We start from the raw sequence: 23,437 nt of genomic DNA, 5'->3' as shown, positions 1-23,437 counted from the left end.
CCGTTCTCCCGCGCCCCGCACCCACGCTCCGACCAGATGAGAGGGATGACCATGTCCAACCCCTTCGAAGACCAGGACGCGCAGTTCTCCGTACTGATCAACCACGAGGGCCAGTACTCGCTGTGGCCGCAGTTCGCCCCGGTCCCCGAGGGTTGGAGCGAAGTGCTCCGGGCCGGGCGCCAGGAGTGCATGGACTACGTCGAGCAGAGCTGGACGGACATGCGCCCGCGGAGCCTGGCCCAGGCCATGGACGCCCGGGACGACGCATGAGCGTGTCGGCCACCGCGGACCGCGGGCGGCCGAGCGCGCCGTCCGGGCTCGGCCCGGTACGGCTGGACCGGAACGAGAACCCGTACGGCCCGGGTCCGGCGGCGCGCGCCGCGCTCGCCGGTGCGGCACTCGAGCCGCACCGGTACCCGGACCCGGCGTATCAGGACCTGACCGACGGGATCGCCCGGGCCCACGGCGTGAGCGCGGACCGGGTCGCCGTGGGCAACGGGGCCGACGAGCTGATCCTGCTGCTCGCCCTGGCCCACCGCACGGACTCGCGACCGGCCGTGATCAGCGGGCAGACGTTCCAGAGCTACGCGCTGAGCCTGGGCGCCGCGGGAGTCGGGTTCCGAGAGCTGCCGCTGCGGGAGCACGCGGTCGACGTCCAGGCCTTCACCGCGGCGTTCGCCGCGGGAGCGGGACTGGCCTTCGTGTGCAACCCGCACAATCCCACCGGGTCCCTGTTCGGTCCGGACGAGGTCGCGGCGTTGTGCGCCGCCGCGCGCGACGGCGGCGCGCTGCTGGTGCTCGACGAGGCCTACGCCGAGTACGCGGGCGCACGCTTCGCCTCGGCGCTGCCCTGGGCCGCCGCCGGCGCAAGGGTCTGCGTCATGCGGACCTTCTCCAAGGTGCACGGCCTCGCCGGGCTCCGGATCGCCTATCTGGTCGGCGATCCGGCGGTGGTGCGTGCGGTCCGGCGGGTGCAGCGGGCGATTCCGTTCCACGTCAACGCGCTCGCCTGCGCGGCGGCGCTGGCCGCGCTGGGCGACCGTGAGCACGTGGCCCGGACCGTGGCGGCGACCGAGAGCGCCAAGCGCTCGCTCGTCGCCGGGTTCGAGCGGCTGGGGATCGCCGCCCTGCCCTCGGCGGCCAACTTCGTGCTGATCCACCTGCCCGGGCGGGCCGCGGCGGTGGCCGCGCTGCTCGCCGACGCCGGATTCCCGGTGCGCGACGTCTCCGAGCTCGGGCTGCCGGACCGGCTGCGGGTCACGGTCGCCGGCCGCCCCGACGTCGACGCGTTCGTACACGTGCTTGAAGGGATTCTCGCGGATGTCTGACCTCCTCGCGGTGCCAAGCCCCACCACCGCCGAGCTGTTCAACGGCGCGGTCGCGGCCTCGGCGATCTGTGCCGCCTTCGAACTGGGCCTGCTGGCCGAACTGGAGGCGCGCGGCGGGGTCGATCCGGCCGACTTCGCGGCGCGGGCCGGACTGGACCCGACGGCGCTCGACGCGGTGATCTTGGGCCTGCGGCACGCCGGGGCGGTGGTCCTGGCCGAGCAGGACGGCGCGCGGCGGTCCGTGCTGTGCGGTCCGGCCTTCGGCGACGTGTGGCGCGACAAGGGCTATTTCCTGTGGCTCTACGGCGGATACGGGCCGATGCTGGCCGGCGCCGCACAGGTGTGCCGCGTCGGAGGTTGGCCCAGCGACACGCACGGGCGCGACGGGGGCGCGATCGCCCGCGCCGGACGGGACTACGGCGCCGCGTTCGTCGACCCCGTCTTCCACAAGCTCGTCGACTCGCTGCCACACACGACCACCGCCGACCTCGGCTGCGGCAGCGCGCGGCGGCTGATCGAGCTGGCCGCGCGCTCGCCCGAGGCGCGGTTCGTCGGTGTGGAGGTCGATACCGGGGCGTGGCACACGGCCCGGGAGGCGGTGGGCGCGGAGGGGCTGGAGGAGCGGATCGAGCTGGTGCACGCGGATCTGGCCGCGCTGCCCGACGGCGCCTTCCCCGACGTCGACCTCGTCGTCTCCTTCTTCCTCGCGCACGACCTGCTGCCCCGCGAGCGCTTCCTGGACGTCCTGGCCGGGCTGCGACGCGCCTTCCCCGGCGCGCGCAACCTCCTGCTGAGCGACACGTACAAGTCCGGACAGGCAGCCGATCCGGACAGCCCGATCTTCACGCTGGGCTTCGAATACACCCACGGGCTGATGCGACAGCACCCGCCCACCCTCGCGCAGTGGCGGGAGACCTTCGAACTCAGCGACGCGTGGGAGCTGGTCGAGACGCACGATCTGGAAATCGCGCACAGCACGGTGTTCCACCTCGTCCCCAGAAGCGAGGTGCCCGACGGGGCGCGCACCGCCCCGGAACGGCACCGGTGACCGGGGTGGGCGAGACTTCCGTGCAGGCGGCGCCCGCGCCGGCGCCGGCCGGCCCCGGCTCGCTGTGGCGGCACCGGAACTTCATGCTGCTGTGGGGCGGGCAGTCGGTCAGCCTGGTCGGCTCGGCGGTCTCCACCCTGGCGCTGCCGCTCGTCGCGCTGACGGTACTGAAGTCCTCGACCTTCCAGATCGGTGCGCTGACCGCGGCCAGCGGACTGCCCGCGGTGCTCTTCGGCCTGCCCGCCGGGGCCTTCGTGGACCGCTGGCGCAAGCGCCGGCTGATGATCTGGTGCGACCTGGCCCGCGCACTGGCGCTCGGCTCGGTGCCGGTGGCGGCGGTGGCCGGACGGCTCACCTTGGCCCAGCTCTACGCGGTGGCCTTCGTCACCGGTGCGCTTGCGGTGTTCTTCGACGCCGCCTACCAGAGCTATCTGCCCCGGCTCGTGACCAGGCAGCAGCTGATGCAGGGCAACGGGAAGCTCAGTTCCTCCGACGGGATCGCCCTGCTCGTCGGGCCCAGCCTTGGCGGCTTCCTGGTCGGCCTCGTGGGCGCGGCCAAGGCCGTGACCGCGGACGCGCTCTCCTATCTGGTCAGCGCCCTGTCGCTGGCCCTGATCAGGGAGCCGGAGCCGGAGCGTCGACCCGAACGCCGCCGCCCGGTGCGCACCATCCCCGCGGAGGTCGGCCAGGGACTCAGATACCTGATGGGCGACCGGCTGATCCGGCCGGTCGTGCTCAGCAACGCGACCGGCTCGTTCTTCCTGGCCGCCCTCAACGCCCTGTGGATGGTCTACGCGGTCCGGAACCTGGACTGGAGCGCCCACGCGCTGGGCCTGGTGCTCGGGCTCGGGTCGCTCGGCGGGATCCTCGGCGGCTTCATAGCCGGGCCGCTGACCGAGCGGTTCGGCGTGCCGCGGGTCATGCTGGCCGCCCGGCTCGCCCTCGCCCCGGGCGAACTGGTGATCCCGCTCGCTCCGCGCGGCCTGCCGGGGCAGGCCGCGGTCGCGGCCGGATTCGCCCTGGTCCTGGTGGCGGGCATCATGTTCAACTCCACCCAGCGCACCTTCCGCCAGCTGGTCTGCCCGCCCGCGCTGCTCGGTCGGCTCAACGCCTCCACCCGCTGGCTGCAGTGGTGCCTGCGGCTGCTCGGCGCCCTCGGCGGCGGCGCCCTGGCCACGGCGTGCGGGCTGCGATTGACGCTGTTCGTCGCGTCGGTCGGGCTCTTCCTCACCGCCGTCTCCCTCTTCGTGCTCACGCCGCTGCGGCGGATGCGAGATCTCTCGGGCCTGGAGCCCGGTCCGGAAACGGAGGCGGCCCGGTGAGCGCGGAACCGAACTCGGCACTGGACGGATTCGTCCCGTGGCCCGAGGAATTCGCCGACCGCTACCGGCGGGCCGGCTACTGGCGCGGTGAGGTGCTCGGGAGCCTGCTGCGCGCCCCGGCCCGGCGCGACGGGGCCCGCACCGCCCTGGTCGAGGGCGAACGCCGGTGGACCTACGCCGAATTGGACGCGGCGGCCGACCGCCGCGCGGCCGGCCTGGCCGAGCTGGGCCTGGCCCGCGGCGACCGGGTCCTGGTGCAGCTGCCGAACTCGGCGGAGTTCATCGTCCTGTGCTTCGCCCTGTTCCGGCTCGGGGCCGTGCCGGTCTTCGCGCTGCCGGGCCACCGGCGCAGCGAGATCGCGTATCTGTGCGAGCTGTCCGAAGCGGTGTGTTACGTCGTGCCCGACGTGTACGAGGGCTTCGACCACCGCGAGCTGGCCCGCGAGGTGGCGGCCGGGTACGCAGGCCTCAAGCACGTCCTGGTGTTCGGGGATCCGGCCGAATTCCGCGCGCTGGAGCGGATCGAGGCCGAACCGCGGGCGTGGCCCGACCCCGATCCGGCCGAACCGGCGCTGCTGCTGCTGTCCGGGGGCACCACCGGGCTGCCCAAGCTCATCGCGCGCACCCACGACGACTACATGTACAACATCCGCGCCAGCGTCGAGGTGACCGGCCTGGATCAGGGCACGACCTATCTGGTGGTCCTGCCGGTGGCGCACAACTTCGCGCTCGGCTGCCCCGGCTGGCTCGGCGCCCTGAGCGTCGTCGGGACGGTGGTGCTCGCGGCGGATCCGAGCCCGGCCCGGGTCTTCCCGCTGATCGCGCGCGAGCGCGTCGACACGGTCGCGCTGGTACCGCCGCTGGCCCTGCTCTGGGCGGACGCGGCCGGCGCGGCCGGGGCCGACCTCTCCAGCCTGCGGCTGATCCAGGTGGGCGGCGCGAAGCTGGCCGAGCCGGCCGCGTACCGGGTCGCCGGGGTCTTCGGCTGCGTGCTCCAGCAGGTCTTCGGTATGGCCGAGGGGCTGCTCAACTTCACCGCGCTGAGCGACCCGGCGGAGCTGGTGGCCGGCTGCCAGGGCCGTCCGCTCTCCCCGGCGGACGAGGTCCTGGTGCTCGACCCGCAGGGCCGCCCGGTCCCGGACGGCGAGGTCGGCGAGCTGCTCACCCGCGGTCCTTACACACTGCGCGGCTACTACCGGGCACCGGAACACAACCTCCGCGCGTTCACCGAGGACGGGTTCTACCGCACCGGCGACCTGGTCCGCCGGCGTCCGGACGCCACCCTGGTGGTCGAGGGGCGTATCAAGGACCAGATCAACCGGGGCGGCGAGAAGATCGCGGCCGCGGAGGTGGAGGGACACCTGGCCGCCCACCCGGCGGTGCGCGAGGCGGCGCTGGTGGCCGTGCCCGACCCGGTGCTCGGCGAACGGGCCTGGGCCTTCCTCACGCTGCGCGGCCCCGCGCCCAGGCTGCCGGAGATCAGGCGCTTTCTGGCCGAGCGCGGACTGGCCGGGTACAAGGCGCCGGACCGGCTCGAGGTGGTCGAATCCTGGCCGGTCACCGGGGTCGGGAAGATCGACAAACGGGAGCTGGCCGCGCTCGCGCTCGAGCGGAGCGCGGCGAGGCGGGCGGCGGGCGCCGGCGGGGCGCCGGACCGGCCGGCGACGCAGAACAAGGACACTGACAAGGGGGAGTCCGACCATGGCTGACCGGATCCGATACGGGCACCGCACCGTCCCGCTCGCCGCGCGACCGGCGCGGCTGCTCGCCGGCCTGGCCCGCAGGTTCGCCGACGAGGAGTACGTCGGCTACGAGGACGCCGCGGGCTACCGCTTCGCCCTGGGCGCCGCGGCCCTCGTCACCGTGGACCGCGACACGGTCCGGGTGAGCGGGGCAGGCCCGGTGAGCGCACGCGTGGAGCAGTGGGAGCAGAGCCCCTACCCGGTCCTTGAGCGGGTCCTGGCGGAACTGGAGATCGAGGACTGGCGCGCCTACGGCACCGCCGACTTCGAGCTCTGCCACGCCGGCGGCCCGCTGCACCGGACCCTCGGCCCGCGGCCGCTGCTGCGGCTGATGGTGCCGGAGACCGAAATCGTCTTCGACGGCGCGGCGGCACAGGTGCGCGGCGCCGACCCCGGCCGCCTGGACGCGGTGGCGGCACTGCTGGCGGGCCTGGACGACGCGGAGCCGGACCGTGCGGCCACACCCGTGCCGGTGGACCGGGACGGCGCGGACGCGTACCGGGCCGCGGTGCGCGCCGCCGTCTCCTCCATCCGGGCCGGCGAGCTGCAGAAGGTGATCCTCTCCCGCGTCGTCCCGCTGGCCACGGACGTGGACCTGCCGGCCACCTATCTCGAGGGCCGCCGGAACAACGACCCGGCCCGCTCCTTCCTGCTGCGTATCGGCGGGCTGGAGGCCACCGGCTTCAGCCCGGAGATCGTCGTGTCCGTGGAACGCGGCGGCCGGGTGACGGCGCAGCCCCTGGCCGGCACCAGGGCGATGCTCGCCGACCCCGAGGCCACCGCCCGCGCCCGGGCCGATCTGCTGTCCGACGAGAAGGAGATCTTCGAGCACGCGATCTCGGTCAAGGCGGTGCACGAGGAGATGGCCGGACTGTGCGGTACCGAGTCGTCCGTGGTCGAGGAATTCCTCGAGGTCAAGGAACGCGGCAGCGTCCAGCACCTCGGTTCCCGCATCAGCGGCGTGCTGCCGCGGGGACGCGGACCGTGGGACGCCTTCGAAGCGCTGTTCCCGTCGATCACCGCGTCGGGCATCCCGAAGGCCGCCGCCTACCGGCAGATCCAGGCACACGAGCCGGGCCCCCGCGGGCTCTACAGCGGTGCCGTGCTGAGTGTGGATCACACGGGTGTGCTCGACGCGGCGCTGGTGCTGCGGGCGGTCTACCGGGCCGAGGGGCGCACCTGGCTGCGCGCGGGCGCCGGAGTCGTCGCGCTTTCGACACCGGAGCGGGAGTTCGAAGAGACCTGCGAGAAGCTGCAGAGTGTCGCCCGGTACATCGTGCCCGTCGCGATGGACGGCGCACCCGCGCCGGCCGAGGACGCCGAGCGGACCCGGGTGGCCGAGGGGATCAGGGCCGAGGTCGCCGGGCTGCTGGAGCTGGAGCCCGAGGACCTCGACGTGCGGGAGAACCTGACGCTGCAGGGCATCACCTCGCTCGAGATCATGACCTTGGCCGGCCGGTGGAACCGGGACGGCGATCCCGTTCAGTACTCGGACATGCTCGAGCGTCCGACGATCGAGGACTGGACCCGGCTGCGCGCGGCGCGGCACTGATTCCGCCGCGCGCCGGCCGCACCCCGCCCGGCCGCCGACCACCCCGTCCGCCGAACCTCCCGGAGTGCCTCCCGTGATTCCCCTCTCGCACGCCCAGGGCCGCTTCTGGTTCATCGACCAGTTGGCCGAGGCGAGCCCGGTCTACAACATGCCGGTCGCCGTCCGGCTCCGCGGACCGGTGGACCGCGCCTGCCTGCATCGCGCGCTGGGCGACGTGGTCCGACGGCACGAGAGCCTGCGCACGGTCATCGCCGACGGGCCGCAGGGCCTGGAACAGCGGGTGCTCGACGCCGGTGCGGAGCCGATCGCGCTGCCCGTCGTCGAAGCGGACGCCGAGGGGCTGGCCGAGCTGCTGGTGGCGCAGTCGCAGGTGGTCGCCGACCTGCGCCGGGAGTTGCCGCTGCGCGCCGTGCTGTACGCGCTCGGCGAGCGGGAACACGTGCTGCTGCTGGTGATCCACCACATCGCCGGTGACGGCTGGTCGCTCGGCCCGCTCTTTCGCGACCTCTCCCGCGCCTACGCGGCGCGCCTGGAGGGCCGCACGCCGGACTGGGACGAACTGCCGGTGCAGTACGCGGACTACGCCCTCTGGCAGCGGGAGGTGCTCGGCGAGGAGAGCGATCCGGCGAGCCTCGCCGCGGAGCAGCTGCGGTTCTGGACCAAGACGCTCGAAGGCTGCCCGGAGGAACTGGCGCTGCCGACCGACCGGCCCCGCCCGGCCCGGCCCGGCCACCGCGGCGGACTGGTCCCGATGCGGATCGACGCGGCCACCCATCGCGGCCTGGCCGCCCTCGCCCGGCGCGGGGGCGCGAGCATGTTCATGGTGCTGCACGCCGGCCTCGCGGTGCTGCTGGACAAGCTCGGCGCCGGCAGCGACCTGCCGATCGGCACCGCGGTGGCCGGGCGTACCGACCAGGCCATGGACGAGCTGATCGGCTTCTTCGTCAACACCCTGGTGCTGCGCACGGACACCGGCGGCGACCCGGACTTCGAGGGCCTGCTCGCCCGCGTCCGGGACGCGGACCTCGCCGCGCTGGACCGCCAGGACCTGCCGTTCGAGCGGCTGGTCGCGGCGATCAACCCGGCCCGCAGCGCCGCGCGGCACCCGCTGTTCCAGGTGATGCTGCTCTTCCAGAACCGGGACGCGGGCGAACTGGACCTCGCGGGCGTCCACGCCGAACTCGAGGTGATCGACTTCGGGATCGCCAAGTTCGACCTCTCACTCAACCTCGGCGAGCAGTTCGCCGCGGACGGCGCCCCGGCCGGACTCGTCGGCGCGCTGCAGTTCAACGCGGACCTGTTCGAACGGGACACGGCCGAACGGATCGCCGGCTATCTCCGTTCCCTGTTCGAGCAGGTCGCCTCGGATCCACGGGTGCCGCTGAGCCGGCTGCGGCTGCCCGGTCCGAAGGAGCGCGCCGAGGTGCTGGCCCTCGGCCGCGGCCCGCGCCGGGAGGGGCGGGCGCCGGGAATCGTCGAGCTCTTCGAATCGCGCTGCGCCGAGCGTCCCGAGCATCCGGCCCTCGCGCACGCAGGGGGCGTGCTGACCTATCGCGAGGCCAACGAGCGCGCCAACCGGCTCGCACACACCCTGATCGCCGCGGGGATCGCGGCGGAGCAGGTGGTCGCCCTCCACCTGCCGCGCGGACCCGAGCTGGCCCTCGCCATGCTCGCCGTGCTCAAATCCGGTGCGGCGTACACGGTGCTCGACCCGGCGCAGCCCGAGGCCAGGCTGGCCGAGGTGATCGCGCAGTGCGCGCCCGCGGTCCTCGTCGCAGAGGCGGCCGCGGCCGCGGAAGGGACGGGGTGGAACGGCCCGGTCCTGGGCGTCGCGCAACCGGCCGGGCCGAGCACCGACCCGTCCGACCGCGACCGGGCGGTCCCGGCGCACCCGCGCCATCCGGCGTATCTCGTCTTCACCTCGGGCTCCACCGGCCGGCCCAAGGGCGTCATCGTCGAGCACGCATCGCTGGCGGACTACCTGGACTCGGGCGCGCGGGCCTACCGCGGGCTCGGGGAACACAGCCTCCTGCATTCCTCGCTCGCCTTCGACCTGCCGCTGACCGCGCTCTACGGCACCCTCGCGGCGGGCGGCACGGTCCACTTCGCCGAGTTGGACGAGGCCTTCACGCAGCTCCCGGCCGGGACCGCACCCGGCTTCCTGAAGGTGACGCCCAGTCACCTTCCGCTGTTGGCCGGGGCGGGAGCGGGGGCGCGGCCGGCGGTGGCCGAGCTGATGGTGGCGGGCGAGCCGCTGCCCGCGGCCGCCCTGGACCGCATCCGGCAGGAGCAGCCCGGGCTGGCGGTCGTCAACTCATACGGCCCCACCGAGATCACGGTGGCCTGCACGCACTACCGGCTCGAACCCGGAGCGCCGCTGCCGGAGCGGCCGGTGCTCCCGATCGGCCGGCCGCTGCCGAACACGGACGTGTACGTGCTCGGCGACGACCTCGAGCCGCGGCCCCGGGGCGTGCCCGGGGAGCTCTACGTGGCCGGGGCCGGGCTGGCCCGCGGCTACGCAAGCCGGCCGGGGGCCACCGCAGAGCGGTTCGTCGCCGACCCCTTCGGGGCGCCGGGCGAGCGGATGTACCGCACCGGCGATCTCGCGCGCTGGAACCACCGCGGCGAACTGGAGTTCCTCGGCCGGGCCGACCGCCAGCTCAAGGTCCGCGGCTATCGGGTCGAGCCGGGCGAGATCGAGGCCGCGCTCGTGCGCCACCGCGCCGTGGCGCAGGCCGCGGTCGTCTCCCTCGACCCGGAGCGCGACGGGGCCCTGGAACGGGACCGGGCGGCGGACGGGCCGCGCCTGGTCGGCTACGTGGTGGCGTCCGCCCCCGACGCCGCCGACGCCCCCGATCCGCGGGAACTGGCAGATCATCTGCGTGGCCTGATTCCGCAGTACATGGTGCCCGACGCGTTCGTCGTCGTGGACCGGCTTCCGCTGACGGCCAACGGAAAACTCGATCTGCGGGCACTGCCGCGTCCGGCCGCGCCGCGCACCTCCACGGCCCGGCTCGCGCGCACCGCCCGCGAGGAACTGCTGTGCGGCCTGTTCGCCGAGGTGCTCGGCCGGGACTCGGTCGGGCCGGACGAGGACTTCTTCAAGCTCGACGGCCACTCCCTGCTGGCCATCCGGCTGATCGCGCGGATTCGCGCCGCACTCGGCGTCGGCCTGCAGGTGCGCGCCTTCTTCGAGCACCCCACCCCGGCCCGGTTGGCCGCGCACCTGGCCGGGGCGGGCCGGCCCGCGGACGCGGCGACGGGCCGGCCGGCCCTCGGTCCCCGCCCGCGGCCGCGGCGGCTGCCGCTCTCGAGCGCACAGCGGCGCCTGTGGTTCCTCGACCGCCTGCACGGCCCGAGCCCGATGTACAGCACCGCGCACACGCTGCGCTGGACCGGCCCGGTGGATCCGCAAGCTCTGGAAGCGGCGCTCGGCGACGTCGTGGCGCGGCACGAGGCCCTGCGCACCCGCTTCCTCGAGTCCGACGGCGAACCCTGGCAGATCGTCCGGCCCGCGCACGAGGCCGAGGTGGCGCTCAATCCGTTGCGGTGCGGGGAATCGGAGCTCGCGGCACTGTCCGCGGCTGTGACCGACCGGACCTTCGACCTCGCGGCCGACCTGCTGATCCGGGCGAGGCTGTTCGCCCTGGACACCGGCGAGTGCGTGCTGCTGCTGGTGATCCACCACATCGCCTGCGACGGCTGGTCCTCCGGGCCGCTGTTGCGCGATCTGGAGGAGGCGTACGCGGCCCGAAAGGCCGGCCGGGAACCGCGCTGGCCGGCGCTGCCGCTGCAATACGCCGACTACGCGCTCTGGGAACGGGATCTGCTCGGGACCGGGGAGCAGGAGGGCGGTTTCGGCACGCGGACGGCGCAGTACTGGACGCAGGCGCTGGCCGGGCTGCCCGAAGAGCTCGACCTGCCCTACGACCGGCCGAGGCCCGCGGTGCCGAGCGGACGCGGCGGCACGGTCGCGTTCGAGGTGCCCGCTCAGCTGCACTCACGGCTGCGCGACCTGGCGAGGGAGAGCGCGGTCAGCCTGTTCATGCTGGTGCAGGCCGGGCTCGCCGCCTCACTCAGCGCGCATGGCGCCGGCTCGGACATCCCGCTCGGCACCGCCACCGCCGGCCGCGTCGACGCGGAGCTCGACGACCTGGTCGGGTTCTTCGCCAACACGGTCGTGCTGCGCACGGACACGTCGGGCGACCCGAGCTTCCGCGATCTGCTGGCCCGCGTGCGTCAGGGCGATCTGGCCGCGTTCGACCATCAGGACCTGCCCTTCGAACAGATCGTGGAGCTGGTCAACCCGGCCCGTTCGGCGGCTCGGCATCCGCTGTTCCAGGTGTTGTTCGCGGTGCACGCCGCGGGCGGGCCGCAGGTGCGGCTGGACGACGCGCGGGTGCAGACGGCGAAGGTGCGGGCCGGGACCGCGAAGTTCGATCTCTCCGTCACTCTGGCCGAGCGGCCGCCGGACACGGCAGACGGGCGGGCCGCCGGGCTACTCGGCACCGTCGAGTACGCCGCAGACCTCTTCGACGAGGAGACCGTCGAGCGGTTCGCGGCGCGCTTCGTCCTGCTCCTGGACCAGGCCGTCGCGGATCCGGACGCCTCGTTGGGCCGCCACGGCGTTCTCCTGCCGGGCGAATTCGACACCGTGGTGCGCGACTGGAACGACACCGCGCACGCACTGCCGTCCGGGCTGGACCTGCCCGAGCTGCTGCGCACGCAGGCGTCACGCACCCCTGATGAGTGCGCCGTGATCTGCGAGGACGACGAGCACACCTACCGCGAACTCGACGAGCGCGCTACGCGGCTGGCGAGGTGGCTCGTCGGCCAGGGCCTCGGCCCCGAACAGCGGATCGGCGTGATGCTGCCGCGCACCTTCGATTTCGTGGTCTGTTTCGCCGCGGTGCTCGCCTCGCGGGCCGCCTACCTGCCGCTGGACTCGACGCTGCCGACGGGACGGATCAGCGCGATCGTCGCCGACGCCCGGCCGCAGCTGATCCTGACCGACTCGGCCGGAGCCGCCCGCCTGCGTGCGGCCTTGGCCGACGAGCCCGGTGCCGGTCCGGTCCTGGTGGCGGTGGAAGGCCTGGAGTTCCCCGGCCTGCTCGCCGCGGCGTCCGACCCGCTCGGGAGTCCGGCGGCGGCCGAGCCGTCTGAGCCGTCCACGTCGTCCGAGACGTCGAGCGCCGCGGCGTGGGCGGAGCGTATCGCCGCCATCGTCTACACCTCCGGCTCCACCGGGAAACCCAAGGGGGTGGCGCTGCCGGCCAGAACCCTGCTGAACCTGGCACACTGGCAGGCCGACTTCATCCCGGCCGCCCCCGGCACCCGAGCGGCCCAGTTCGCCTCCGCAGGGTTCGACGTCTCCCTGCTCGAACTGCTCGCCGCGCTCACCACGGGCAGGACGCTGGTGCTCGTGCCGCAAGAGGTGCGGCTCGACCCGGCCGCGCTGGTCCGGTGGCTCGAGCGCAGGCAGGTGCGCGAACTGTTCGCGCCGAACGTCGTGCTCAGCCTGCTGTTCGAGGCGGCGGCGCAGCGCCCGGAAGGCCTCGGCGGCCTCGAGGTGGTGGTGCAGAGCGGGGAGCGGCTGGTACCGGGCGCGGCGGCACGGCGGCTGTTCGGGGGCCGGACGCCCCGGCTGCGCAACGGATACGGCCCGAGCGAGACCCATCGCGCCGCCGCCTACCGGCTGCCGCGCGACCCGGCCGACTGGCCGGCGGACGTCCCGATCGGCCGGCCGATCTGGAACACCCGGATCCATGTGCTGGACCGGTGGCTGCGTCCGGTGCCGGCGGGCGTGGCCGGCGAGATCTACATCGCCGGCTCCGGCCTTGCACGCGGATACCTCGGCCGTCCCGGCGCGACAGCCGAGCGATTCGTGCCCGACCCCTTCAGCGCCGACGGCACACGGATGTACCGCACCGGCGACCTCGCCCGCCGACGCACCGACGGACAACTCGTCTTCCTCGGCCGCACCGACGAACAAGTCAAAATCCGCGGCTTCCGCATCGAACCCGGCGAAGTAGAAGCCATACTCACCCGCCACCCCCACGTCGCCCAAGCCCTCGTGCGCGTACACGCGGCAGAACACGGTGAACAGCGGCTTGTCTGTTACGTCGTGCCGGCCGAGTCCGGGATCGATCCGGACGAGCTGCGCGCGTACCTGTCCGCGACAGTTCCCGACTACATGGTCCCGGCGGCGTTCCTGCCGATCGATCGGATTCCGTTGACCGCCAACGGAAAGCTCGACCACCGGGCCCTGCCCGAGCCGCGATTCGGCGGCGCCGCCGGCCGCGGCCCGCGCGACGCGAGGGAGGAGCTGCTGTGCCGCCTGTTCGCCGAGGTGCTCGGCGCCGAGCGGGTCGGGATCGACGACAGCTTCTTCCACCTCGGCGGCCACTCCCTCCTGGTGGTCCGGCTGGCCGGACGGATCGCGGCGGAGCTGGGCATCCGGCCGGGCGTCGCGGACCTCTTCGACCACCCCACCGTCGCCGGGATCTCGGCCCTGTTGGAGCGCGCCGCGCCGGCGCACCCGCAGCTCGGCCGAGCGGCGCGCCCGGAGCGGATCCCGCTGTCCTTCGCGCAGCACCGGCTCTGGTTCATCGACCAGCTCGAGGGCCCCAACAGCCTCTACAACAACTCCCTGTGCCTGCGGCTGTCCGGCGATCTGGACCCGCAGGCCCTGCGCGCCGCACTGGGCGACCTGATAGTGCGCCACGAGGTGCTGCGCACCGTGATCGGCGAAAGCGACGGCGCCCCTTATCAGAGGGTGCTCACTCCGGCGGACGCGCAGCCGCCTCTCCGGACGCTCACGGTCACCGCCGACCAGGTGGACGCCGCGGTCGAGCACTGGGCCGCGCTCCCGTTCCGTCTGGCCGAGGACCTGCCGATCCGCATGGTGCTGCTCGAGCTCGCCCCGACCGAACACGTGCTCATACTCACCCTGCACCACATCGCCACCGACGGTGGCTCCTCCGGCCCGCTGTGGCACGATCTCACCGAGGCGTACTCGGAGCGGCGAGCCGCTCGCGCGCCGCGTTGGGCCGATCTGCCGGTTCAATACGCGGACTACGCCCTGTGGCAGCGCGCGACGCTCGGCACCCGAGCGGAACCGAGTGCGGACATGCGGGCCCAGACCGAGCACTGGAAGCACGTGCTGGCCGGAATCCCGGAGCAGATCGAGCTTCCGACGGACCGGCCGCGCCCCGCGGCGCAGCGCCACCGCGGCGCGATGGCCTCGATCCGGCTCGATCCCGAGACGCACCGGCGCCTGCTCGAGGTCGCACACCGGGCTGACGCAACCGTGTTCATGGTGCTTCACGCGCAGGTAGCCGCGCTGCTCTCGCGTCTCGGCGCCGGTGCGGACGTCGTCGTCGGCACCCCGGTGGCCGGGCGCCCCGACGAGGCGCTGGCGCCGCTGGTGGGCTTCTTCGTCAATACCCTGGTACTGCGGGCCGATCTGTCCGGGCGCCCGAGCCTCGGCGAGCTGCTCGCCCGGGTGCGGGCGGCGGACGTGGCCGCGTTCGCGCACCAGGACATGCCGTTCGAGCGGCTGGTGGAGGAGCTCAACCCGGCCCGCTCCACCGCGCGCAACCCGCTGTTCCAAGTCATGCTCGTGATGCAGAGCGGCGAGGCCGAGTTCACCCTGCCCGGTCTGCGCACGAGGCCGCTGGCCCGACACGGTGGCACGGCCCGGTTCGACCTGAGCTTCTTCTGCGCGGAGCGGCACACCGCGAACGGCGGACCGGACGGGATCGAGATCCGGATCGAGTACGACACCGACCTGTTCGAACCGGGGAGTGCCGAGCAGCTCGGCAGGCTCCTGCTGCGCCAGGCCCAGACGTCCGCGGCTGCCCCGGACACGGAGCTCGGCGCCCTGGACCTGCTGGACCGGGCGGAGCACGCCCACGCCCTGGACCGGGCGGCCGGACCGGTCACTCCTGTGCCGGCCGGGGTGCTGCCGGACCTGTTCGAGGCGCAGGCGGCCCGGACCCCGGACCGGCCCGCCCTCCACCACCGGGACAGTGTCCTGACGTATCGGGACCTCAACCGCCGGGCCAATCGCATCGCGCACGCGCTGATCGCCCGGGGCCTGGGCCCCGAAGACCTCGTCGCGGTCGCCCTCCCCCGGTCGACGGATCTGGTCGCCGCGCTGCTCGGCGTGCTCAAGGCCGGGGCGGCCTACGTGCCGGTCGACCCCGGGTATCCAGCCGAGCGCGTCGGATACATGCTCGCCGACTCCGGTGCCCGCCTGGTGCTGTGCGCCGGCGGCTTCCCGGCCTCGGACGTCGAGGCCCTGGACCTGCGGGACCTCCATCTGGACGACGCCCCCGATCCGAGCGTCCCGGGCGATCCCGGCGACGCGGACCGGGTGCGGCCGCTCTCGCCCGCGCACCCGGCCTACGTGATCTACACGTCGGGATCGACCGGCAGGCCGAAGGGCGTCGCCGTCGAGCACCGATCAGTCGTCGACTACCTGGCCTTCTCCGCGAGCACTTATCAGGGCACCGCCGGCCTTTCGCTGGTGCCCTCCTCAGCGTCCTTCGACCTGACGGTGTCGGGGCTGTTCACACCCCTGGTGAGCGGAGGCTCGGTCCGCCTGGCCGGGCTGGACGGGCAGCAGGACGAGGCCTGGCCCGATTCGAGCGACACGCCGGTCACGTTCCTGAAGACCACCCCCAGCCAGCTCGCCCTCCTCGACGCGCTGCCGGAGCGGTTCAGCCCCGAGCGGGAGCTCGTCCTGGGCGGGGAGCCGTTGCAGGCCGCGGCCGTGCGGCAGTGGCGTGAGCGGCACCCCGACGCAGTGGTCTACAACGCTTACGGGCCCACCGAGGCCACGGTCAACGCGACCCAGTACCGGATCGAGCCGGGGCACGAACTGGCGCCCGGACCCGTCCCGATCGGGCGCCCGATGCCCAACACCCGGATCCATGTGCTGGACCGGTGGCTGCGTCCGGTGCCGGCGGGCGTGGCCGGCGAGATCTACATCGCCGGCTCCGGCCTTGCACGCGGATACCTCGGCCGTCCCGGCGCGACAGCCGAGCGATTCGTGCCCGACCCCTTCAGCGCCGACGGCACACGGATGTACCGCACCGGCGACCTCGCCCGCCGACGCACCGACGGACAACTCGTCTTCCTCGGCCGCACCGACGAACAAGTCAAAATCCGCGGCTTCCGCATCGAACCCGGCGAAGTAGAAGCCATACTCACCCGCCACCCCCACGTCGCCCAAGCCCTCGTGCGCGCTCTGCCCGACACCCGAGGGGATCTGCGCCTCGTCGCCTACCTGATCCCGTCGGACCCCGCACTCGATGCGGCGCAGGTCCGCAGATTCGCCGCGGCCCGGGTGCCGGAGCACCTGGTGCCCACGGCCTACGTGCAGCTGGCGGAGTTCCCGTTGACCCCCAACGGAAAGCTCGACCACGCCGGGCTGCCCTCGCCGGAGCCTCGAGCCGGGGCCGAGGCCGGGGCGGGTGAGCCGGACGAACCGGCCACGCCGCGCGAAATCCTGCTCGCCGGGATCTTCGCCGAAGTGCTCGGCCTTGACGGCGTCGGCGTGCACGAGGACTTCTTCCGGCTCGGCGGCCACTCGCTCACCGCGGCCGAACTCGTCGGACGGATCAGGACCCGGCTCGGCGCGGCGATCGGCATCAGAGATCTGTTCGACACGCCCACCGTCGCCGGCCTGGCCTCCCGGCTGGACCGGGAGGTCGACCGAGACGCGTTCGCCGGGGTGCTTCCACTGCGCGTCCGCGGAGACCGGCCCCCGCTCTTCTGCGTCCACCCGGGCGGCGGCCTCGCCTGGTGCTACGCCGCACTCTTGCGCGGGTTGAGCCCCGACCAACCGGTCTACGGCCTGCAGGCGGCCGGAATCGCCCCGGGCGAGGCGCACGCCGCCGGACTCGAGCAGATGGCGGCCGACTACCTCGCGCGGATCAGGCGGATCCAGCCGCACGGCCCCTACCACCTGATGGGCTGGTCCTTCGGCGCCCTCGTCGCGCACGCCGCGGCGGTCTCGCTGCAACGGCAGGGGGAACAGGTCGGGCTGCTGTGCCTGGTCGACGGGTATCCACGCTCTGCTTCACCGTCCGATCCCCGCAGTGCCGCGGACGAGCGCGGCGCCGCCGTCGCCGTCCTGCTCGAAGCGCTCGGGCTCGATCCCGGCCCGGGCGGCGGCTCCGACCCGAAACAGACTTCTGACGATCGGTCGGCGCAGGACGCGGAGCGACGCGGCCAGAGCGTGCTGCGGCGCGTCGTGGACACGCTCGGCGCGGGCGAGCCCGGGCGGGTGGAGGCGATGCTCGCGACCCTGGCCAACAACCGACGGATCGCCGACGCGCACCGGCCGGGCCTGTTCCACGGTCCGGTGCTCTTCGTCGAGGCGGGCCTCGGCCGCCGGCCCGGGGCGCCGAGCCCGGCGCAGGCCTGGGGCCCGCACGTGGACGGCGAGATCCGGGCCCTGACCCTCGAATCCACCCATGGGCAGCTGCTGCGCCCCGACCCGGCCGCCCGGATCGGCGGGCTGATCTCCGCCCGCATCGCCGAGCACCGGGCTGCGAGCACGATCCTCCCGGCGTGCACCAGCAGACCCGACCCATCCACTGGAAGGCAGTGAAACGCCATGACCCACAGCCGACCCGCGGTCTCCGCCGCCCCTGAAGGCACCGCGAACCTCCTGATCGACTACTACGACACGCTGCGCGAGGTCGCCGAGGAGTTCGACGCCGTCCCGCGCGCCGCGTCCGCCGCGCCCGGCACCTGCGTGCCCGCGTTCGCGCTGCCCGAGCCGACCGCGCAGGTCCGGGAGTTCCTCGAGGTCGCCCGGGTGCGATGGCGCGGTGCCGGCGAGTACCGCGACCAGCGTCTGCACCTGCTGGACCTCGCCCTGAATCCGGGCACGAACACCACCAAGACCTTCCCGTCTCTGCTGATCGTGGCGCGGGCGGTCGAGCACATCCGCACGACCGGCCGACCGCTGGTGATCTTCTCGCCGACCTCGGGCAACAAGGGCACCGCCCTGCGCGACGCGGTGCATCGCGCGATCCGCGCCGGCCTGGTGACGCCGGACCAGCTGCGTATCATGGTCCTGGCGCCGCACAGCTCCGCGGCGAAACTGCGCCAGGACGGCCTGAGCCGGGATCCGGAACTCGCTGCCCTCAACCCGCTGTGCACGCTCGACTCGCCCCGGGCCGAGGACGTCAAGGCGCTCGGCCGCGAGTTCGTCGACACGTACGCGGCGCGGATCCACGAGCGGACGGGCGCGCTGCTGTGGTTCTCGCTTGAGCTGAACAACTACCTGCTCGCGGACGTCGCCAGGGCCCTGTTCGAGCACGACGTCCACCCGGTGGACCAAGCCGCCGCCGCGCGGACCCACGTGCACGCCGTCTCGAGCGCCTTCGGCCTGCTGGGCTACCACCGGGGCCGGCAGTACCTGGAGCGGTCGGGGCTCTCCGACATCGCCCGGCGCCCGCACTCCCTGCTGGTGCAGCACCTGTCCACGCCGGACATGGTGCTGAGCCTGCGTTCCGGCGGCTTCGAGCGGACCGGGCTGCCCGCGTACCGGCTCGAACAGGCCGACGGGCTCTACCATCAGGACGCCGACGCGCACTTCCCGAGCGTGACCGAAGACCCGGACGAACTGCTCGACCCGACGTTCTACACGCACCGGCCGGCCACCTCGCCGCTGATGAACGACATCATCGCCCGGCACGGCGGGGACGGAATCGTGGTCTCCGGCCGGGAATGCCGCGAACGCTACCCGCTGATCCGGGAACTGCTGGCCGAAGCCGGAGTCGCGCTGCCGCGGGACTTCGCCGCCCTGCACGAGCGGTCCCTGGTGATGGCCATGACCGGGGCGTTCAACGCGATCGACAGAAGCCTGATCAAGCCGGACCACGAACTGGTGGTGCACGGATCCGGCTGGTACACCGCGGAGCACTATACGCCGCTCGGCACGGCCGTCCGTCCCGTGGCCACCGCCGCCGACCTGGCCCGCGAGCTCGCGCCGTGACGGACCGGACGACGCGGCGAGAGGGTGAGCCGCGGTGCGCATCGGAGTACTGATCCTGCCCGCCGCCGGCTGGCGCGAGGCCCGCGAGGACTGGCGCGGCGCGGACGAGCTCGGCTTCGCCCACGCCTGGACCTACGACCACATCGCCTGGCGGGATCTGATCGGCAAGACCTGGTACAGCGCGATCCCCACGCTCACCGCGGCAGCGGCCGTCACCCGCCGGATCCGCCTCGGCACCCTGCTCGCCACGCCGAACTTCCGCCACCCGGTGCCGCTGGCCAAGGAGGCGCTCACCCTCGACGACATCAGCGGGGGCCGGTTCATCCTGGGACTCGGCGCCGGAGCGGGCGGCGCCGACGCCCGCGTGCTGGGCGGGCGGGCGTGGACCGCCGCCGAGCGCGCCGGGCGGTTCGCGGAGTTCGTCGAGCTCTCCGACCTGCTGTTGAGCGCCCCGGTGACCAGCTATCAGGGCAGGTACTACGCGGCCGAGGAAGCACACGTGGACCCGGCGGCCGGGACCCGGCCCCGGCTGCCGTTCGCGATCGGCGCGACCGGCCCGCGCGGCATGCGCCTCGCCGCCAGGCACGCCGAGTACTGGGTCACCAACGGCACCTCCCCGGCCCCCGGCCTCATCGCCCCCGCGGCCGACCCGAAGCTCGTCGCCGGGCAAGTCGCCCGCCTGCGGGAGGCGTGCGAGCGGGAGGGCCGGGATCCGGGCACGCTGCGCACACTGCTGCTCAACGTCAACCGCGAGGAACCGCCCCTGCGCTCCGTCGCCGCCTTCGAAGATGCGGTCGGGCGATTCGAGGAGGCCGGGATCACCGACATGGTGGTGCCCTTCCCCCGCACGCAACCCCCGTTCGTCGGCGCCCGGGCGACCCTGGAGCGGATCGCCGCCACTCTTCCGGCCGATTCGGCGGGTTGACGCCGATGCACGCGATGCGCGCCACGGCTCCCCACGGATCGTCACCCGGATCGACCCGCACCGAGGAAGAGATGCCCACCTCCGCCGACGCCTCCGCCCCGGCCGCAGCCGGTGCCGCCTTCGAAGCCCTCCTCGCCCAGGACCTCGGCCCGTACTTCGGCACGCCGTGCGGGATCCTCTCGCCCCTGCTCGGCCTGCTGGAAGCGGGCGCCGACTACCGCGTCGTCGCCCGTGAGGACAACGCCGTGGGACTCGCCGCCGGTGTGGCCCTGAGCGGGCGCCCGGCGACGGTGCTGATGCAGAACTCGGGCTTCGGCCAGTGCGTCAACGCCCTGGCCTCGCTGGTGCTGCCGTACCAGATCCCGATCCTGCTCATCGTCAGCATGCGCGGCACCGCGCCGGACACCACCACGGAGAACCTGGGCATGGGCCGCCTGACCGAGCCGATCCTGCGGGGACTGGGCTTGGAACACGAGTACCTCGCCACGTCCGACGTGGCCGAGCAGCTGGCACGCGTCGCGAAGGTGCTGCGGACCGAGCGCAGACCATATGCCCTGCTGGTACGTCCGGACGAGTTCGGTTGGAGTGCGTGAGAACCCCGATGGACAAGACGAGAGCGATAGCCGAGGCGCTCGCCGCGCTCCCGACCGTACCGACGATTTTCACCACGGGGTACACCTCCCGGATCGGCGCGGGCCTGGGCGAGCGGCCCAACCACTTCTACATGACCGGCTCGATGGGCCTCGCCCTCTCGCTCGGCGCGGGTCTCGCCCTCGCCACCGGCGAGATGACCCTGGTCCTCGACGGGGACGGCAGCGTCCTGATGAACCCCGGCGGCATGCTGTGCCTCGACGCCGCCGGCGGCCTGCCGCTGATCCACCTGGTACTCGACGACGGCGCCTACGCCTCGACCGGCGGCCAGCGCACGAACGCCGGCGGGGTCGACCTGTGCGGATGGGCCGAGGCGGCCGGCTGCCGGCGCACGTACACCGTCGGCGACCCGCAAGCGCTGCGCGACCTGCTGCGCGCCGAGGCCGGGGCTCCATCCGTTCCCCCCGTAGCCTCCTCCCCCGTGTTCATCAGATGTCTGGTCGAACCGGACCGGGCCCCCGCGCCGCCGCGCGTCGACGACCGGCTCGCCGAACACGCCCGCCGCTTCACCGAGTACGTGTCCGCACGACGCAGCGCCGGTTCGAGACCCACCCGCAGCGCACACCCGGAGGTGTCCACCTATGACTGAGATCTGGACCGAGGGCCCGGCCGAGACGTGGAAGCCGCTCGAGATCACTCCGGAGGGCGCCGGGGTCGAGCCGACCGAGACCGGCCTCGCCCGGTACCTGTCCGAACTCGGCGACGTGGAGCCCCTGCTGACCTCCGCGAAGGCCCTGGTCCTGCGCGGATTCGACGTCGGCCCGGACCGCCTCGATCCGGTGCTCGACGCACTGCTGCCCAACCGGCTGCCCTACGTCCACGGCACCTCGCCGCGCACGAAGGTCGGCCGCAACGTGTACACGTCGACGGAGTACCCGAGCGAGTTCACGATCGCGATGCACAGCGAACTGTCCTACGCGAGCGGTTGGCCCGAACGTCTGGCGTTCTACTGTGAGCGGCCGGCGGCCGAGGGCGGCGCCACCCCCGTCGTCGACGGCGCGCTCTGGCTCTCGCTGATCGATCCGGAGATCCGCAGGGCTTTCGCCGGGGGCGTGCGCTACATCCAGAACCTGCACGACGGCTTCGGGTTCGGCAACAGCTGGCAGCAGACCTTCGAGTGCGAGGATCGCGACACGGTGGAGGAGTTGCTGCGCGCCGCGGGGGCGCAGTGGGAGTGGCGCGAGGGGACGGGCCTGCGGATCGAACAGACGAGGCCGGCCACCGCGAGACATCCGCGAACAGGCGAGGAGGTCTGGTTCAACCAGGCGGACCAGTTCCACCCCGCCGGCCTCGGCGACACCGCGGCCGCCGAACTGGCCCTGATCCTCGGCCCCGACGAGCTCCCCCAGTCCGTGTTCTACGCCGACGGCGGCCAGATCCCGGCCGCCGCCATCCAGCACATCCAGCAGTGCGGCCTCGCCGCCGCCGTCGACGTCGAATGGCGCCGCGGGGACATCCTGCTCATCGACAACATGCTCGTCGCCCACGGCCGCCGCCCCTACACCGGCCCCCGCCGCGTCCTGGTGGCCATGTCGGGATGAGCGTCAACCGCGCACGCGTGCCACGGGCGGAACTCCGCGCGACCGGCGGCGTGGCTTTCCCGGCCGAGGCCGGACAGGCCAGCTGACCAATATCCTTTCCGGAGATGCTGCCGTCGCGGCACCGTCAGCCATGAGGAGGCAGCGATGTCCGCAGAGGAGTCTGGCGGTGCCGGTGGTCTACGTGAGGGGGCTGACGGGCGCGGTGCCGTAGAGCGAAGGCCGGGGGCTGAGTCTGCGACAGCACGTGCCGTTGCGGCGGCCCGCCGTCATATGTCTGCGGGCGAGTTGCCTGCCGCCGCCGCTCACCTGGCCCGAGCGCTGGATCTCGCTCCCGATTGGCAGGAGATTTATTCAGCGCTCGATGAACTGGTCGCCGTCGTCGGCTCGCCGCCCGCGGCACGCGAGTTATTCAAGGGGGACGGCCAGCGGGTGGGAACCGGCGCTGCGGCTGCATCGGTGGCTCTGGTCGCCGCGGAAGGGCGCCTAGGGGTGGCGGTGAAGCTGCTGGGCGCGGTCACCGCTGCCGCGCCAGTTCGGCCGTGGCGGCAGCACCTTGGTTCACTCCGGAGGCGGTCCAGACGGTTCCCACGCGGCAACTGGTCGTGGCGGTCAAGCAGGTGACCGACGCGGTCGGTTATGTCACCGAGTCGGCTCACCTGGAGATCTTGGCTCCATGGCTGAACCTGGCCCGTACAGCGGCCGCGCGAGCCGACGCCGACGCCGAGGTGCTGCGCGCGCTGTCCGGGGTGGCGCGTCGTCTGGGTGTCGCGTCGGAGGCCCTGGCCTGGTGTGAAGCCGCGCTTGCGCTGGAGGATTCCGCCGCGGGCCGCACTGCGTCGACATTGGTCATGCTCGGTTACGCCCAGCGCGATACCGAAGACCCGGCGGCCGCGGCTGCCACCTGGAGCGCCGCGTTCGCGCTGGACCCGAGCAGTGCTCTGATTCCCCTCGACCTCGCCGACCTCGCCTTCACCGCCGGGGACTTCACCGCCGCCCACACGTGGGCTGAGCGCACGCTGGAGAACGACCCCGCGTCGATCAAGGCGCGCGGAGCGGTGCTCGCGGCCCAGTACCGCGCCTCGGTTTCCACCGACGGCAGTGATGACCGGGCCGGCGATGTGGACGCGCTCATCGACCTGACACTGCTGGCCCACAACCATCCAGGCACGGACTACCTGCGCCAACTGGGCTGCCCCGCGAATTTTGGACACTGGTCCCGCGGTGTGATCACGCGGCGAGCGTCAGGTTCGCCTGCTTCTCTCGGTAGGCTTCGAGGGGAGTCGCATAGCCGATCCCCGAGTGAAGGCGTTGG

13 protein-coding genes are annotated in these 23,437 nt (G+C 73.3%); all 13 read left to right on the top strand.

The window, feature by feature from the left end; translation table 11 throughout:
- The first annotated feature begins 51 nt into the window (after nt 1-51).
- A complete protein-coding gene (locus KDL01_RS17355; RefSeq protein WP_212529563.1) occupies nt 52-270 on the top strand; it encodes an MbtH family protein in 219 nt (72 codons plus the stop codon).
- The gene (locus tag KDL01_RS17350; RefSeq protein WP_212529558.1) at nt 267-1,328 is read left to right on the top strand and encodes a pyridoxal phosphate-dependent aminotransferase; all 1,062 of its coding nucleotides are present in this window, start codon (nt 267-269) and stop codon (nt 1,326-1,328) included. Before KDL01_RS17355 ends, KDL01_RS17350 begins: the two co-directional genes overlap by 4 nt.
- Nucleotides 1,321-2,376 carry a methyltransferase domain-containing protein gene (locus KDL01_RS17345; protein ID WP_212529557.1) on the top strand — a complete coding sequence of 352 codons (1,056 nt, stop codon included), beginning with the start codon at nt 1,321-1,323 and terminating at the stop codon, nt 2,374-2,376. Before KDL01_RS17350 ends, KDL01_RS17345 begins: the two co-directional genes overlap by 8 nt.
- Nucleotides 2,377-2,381: 5 nt before the next feature.
- On the top strand, nt 2,382-3,698 hold the full coding sequence (locus KDL01_RS17340; RefSeq protein WP_212529556.1) for an MFS transporter: 1,317 nt from the start codon (nt 2,382-2,384) through the stop codon (nt 3,696-3,698).
- Nucleotides 3,695-5,407: a (2,3-dihydroxybenzoyl)adenylate synthase gene (locus KDL01_RS17335; RefSeq protein WP_212529555.1), complete on the top strand. Its 1,713-nt coding sequence runs from the start codon at nt 3,695-3,697 to the stop codon at nt 5,405-5,407. The genes KDL01_RS17340 and KDL01_RS17335 overlap by 4 nt, the downstream gene beginning before the upstream one ends.
- Entirely contained in the window at nt 5,400-6,992 is a 1,593-nt protein-coding gene (locus tag KDL01_RS17330; protein ID WP_212529554.1) for a salicylate synthase, read from the top strand. The genes KDL01_RS17335 and KDL01_RS17330 overlap by 8 nt, the downstream gene beginning before the upstream one ends.
- A gap of 73 nt (nt 6,993-7,065) precedes the next feature.
- Complete coding sequence (locus tag KDL01_RS17325; protein WP_212529553.1) at nt 7,066-17,613, top strand: non-ribosomal peptide synthetase; 10,548 nt, start codon at nt 7,066-7,068, stop codon at nt 17,611-17,613.
- Between the two features lie 6 nt (nt 17,614-17,619).
- On the top strand, nt 17,620-19,008 hold the full coding sequence (locus KDL01_RS17320; RefSeq protein WP_212529552.1) for a DUF6002 family protein: 1,389 nt from the start codon (nt 17,620-17,622) through the stop codon (nt 19,006-19,008).
- A 34-nt stretch (nt 19,009-19,042) separates the two neighbouring features.
- Nucleotides 19,043-19,933, top strand: coding sequence for an LLM class flavin-dependent oxidoreductase (locus tag KDL01_RS17315; protein ID WP_212529551.1), 891 nt, complete (start codon nt 19,043-19,045; stop codon nt 19,931-19,933).
- Between the two features lie 71 nt (nt 19,934-20,004).
- A complete protein-coding gene (locus KDL01_RS17310; protein WP_212529550.1) occupies nt 20,005-20,526 on the top strand; it encodes a thiamine pyrophosphate-binding protein in 522 nt (173 codons plus the stop codon).
- Between the two features lie 8 nt (nt 20,527-20,534).
- Complete coding sequence (locus KDL01_RS17305; RefSeq protein WP_212529549.1) at nt 20,535-21,173, top strand: thiamine pyrophosphate-dependent enzyme; 639 nt, start codon at nt 20,535-20,537, stop codon at nt 21,171-21,173.
- Nucleotides 21,166-22,125 (top strand): TauD/TfdA family dioxygenase, encoded by a 960-nt coding sequence (locus tag KDL01_RS17300; protein WP_212529548.1) that lies wholly within the window; start codon nt 21,166-21,168, stop codon nt 22,123-22,125. Before KDL01_RS17305 ends, KDL01_RS17300 begins: the two co-directional genes overlap by 8 nt.
- A gap of 539 nt (nt 22,126-22,664) precedes the next feature.
- On the top strand, nt 22,665-23,437 hold a 773-nt coding region (locus KDL01_RS17295), incomplete at its 3' end, for a hypothetical protein (RefSeq protein ID WP_212529547.1).

The organism is Actinospica durhamensis (assembly GCF_018139695.1).
GTDB classification, from domain to species: Bacteria; Actinomycetota; Actinomycetes; order Streptomycetales; family Catenulisporaceae; genus Actinospica; species Actinospica durhamensis.
The sequence above is the reverse complement of the archived record's forward strand: the minus strand, read 5'-3'. Positions and strand labels throughout refer to the sequence as shown.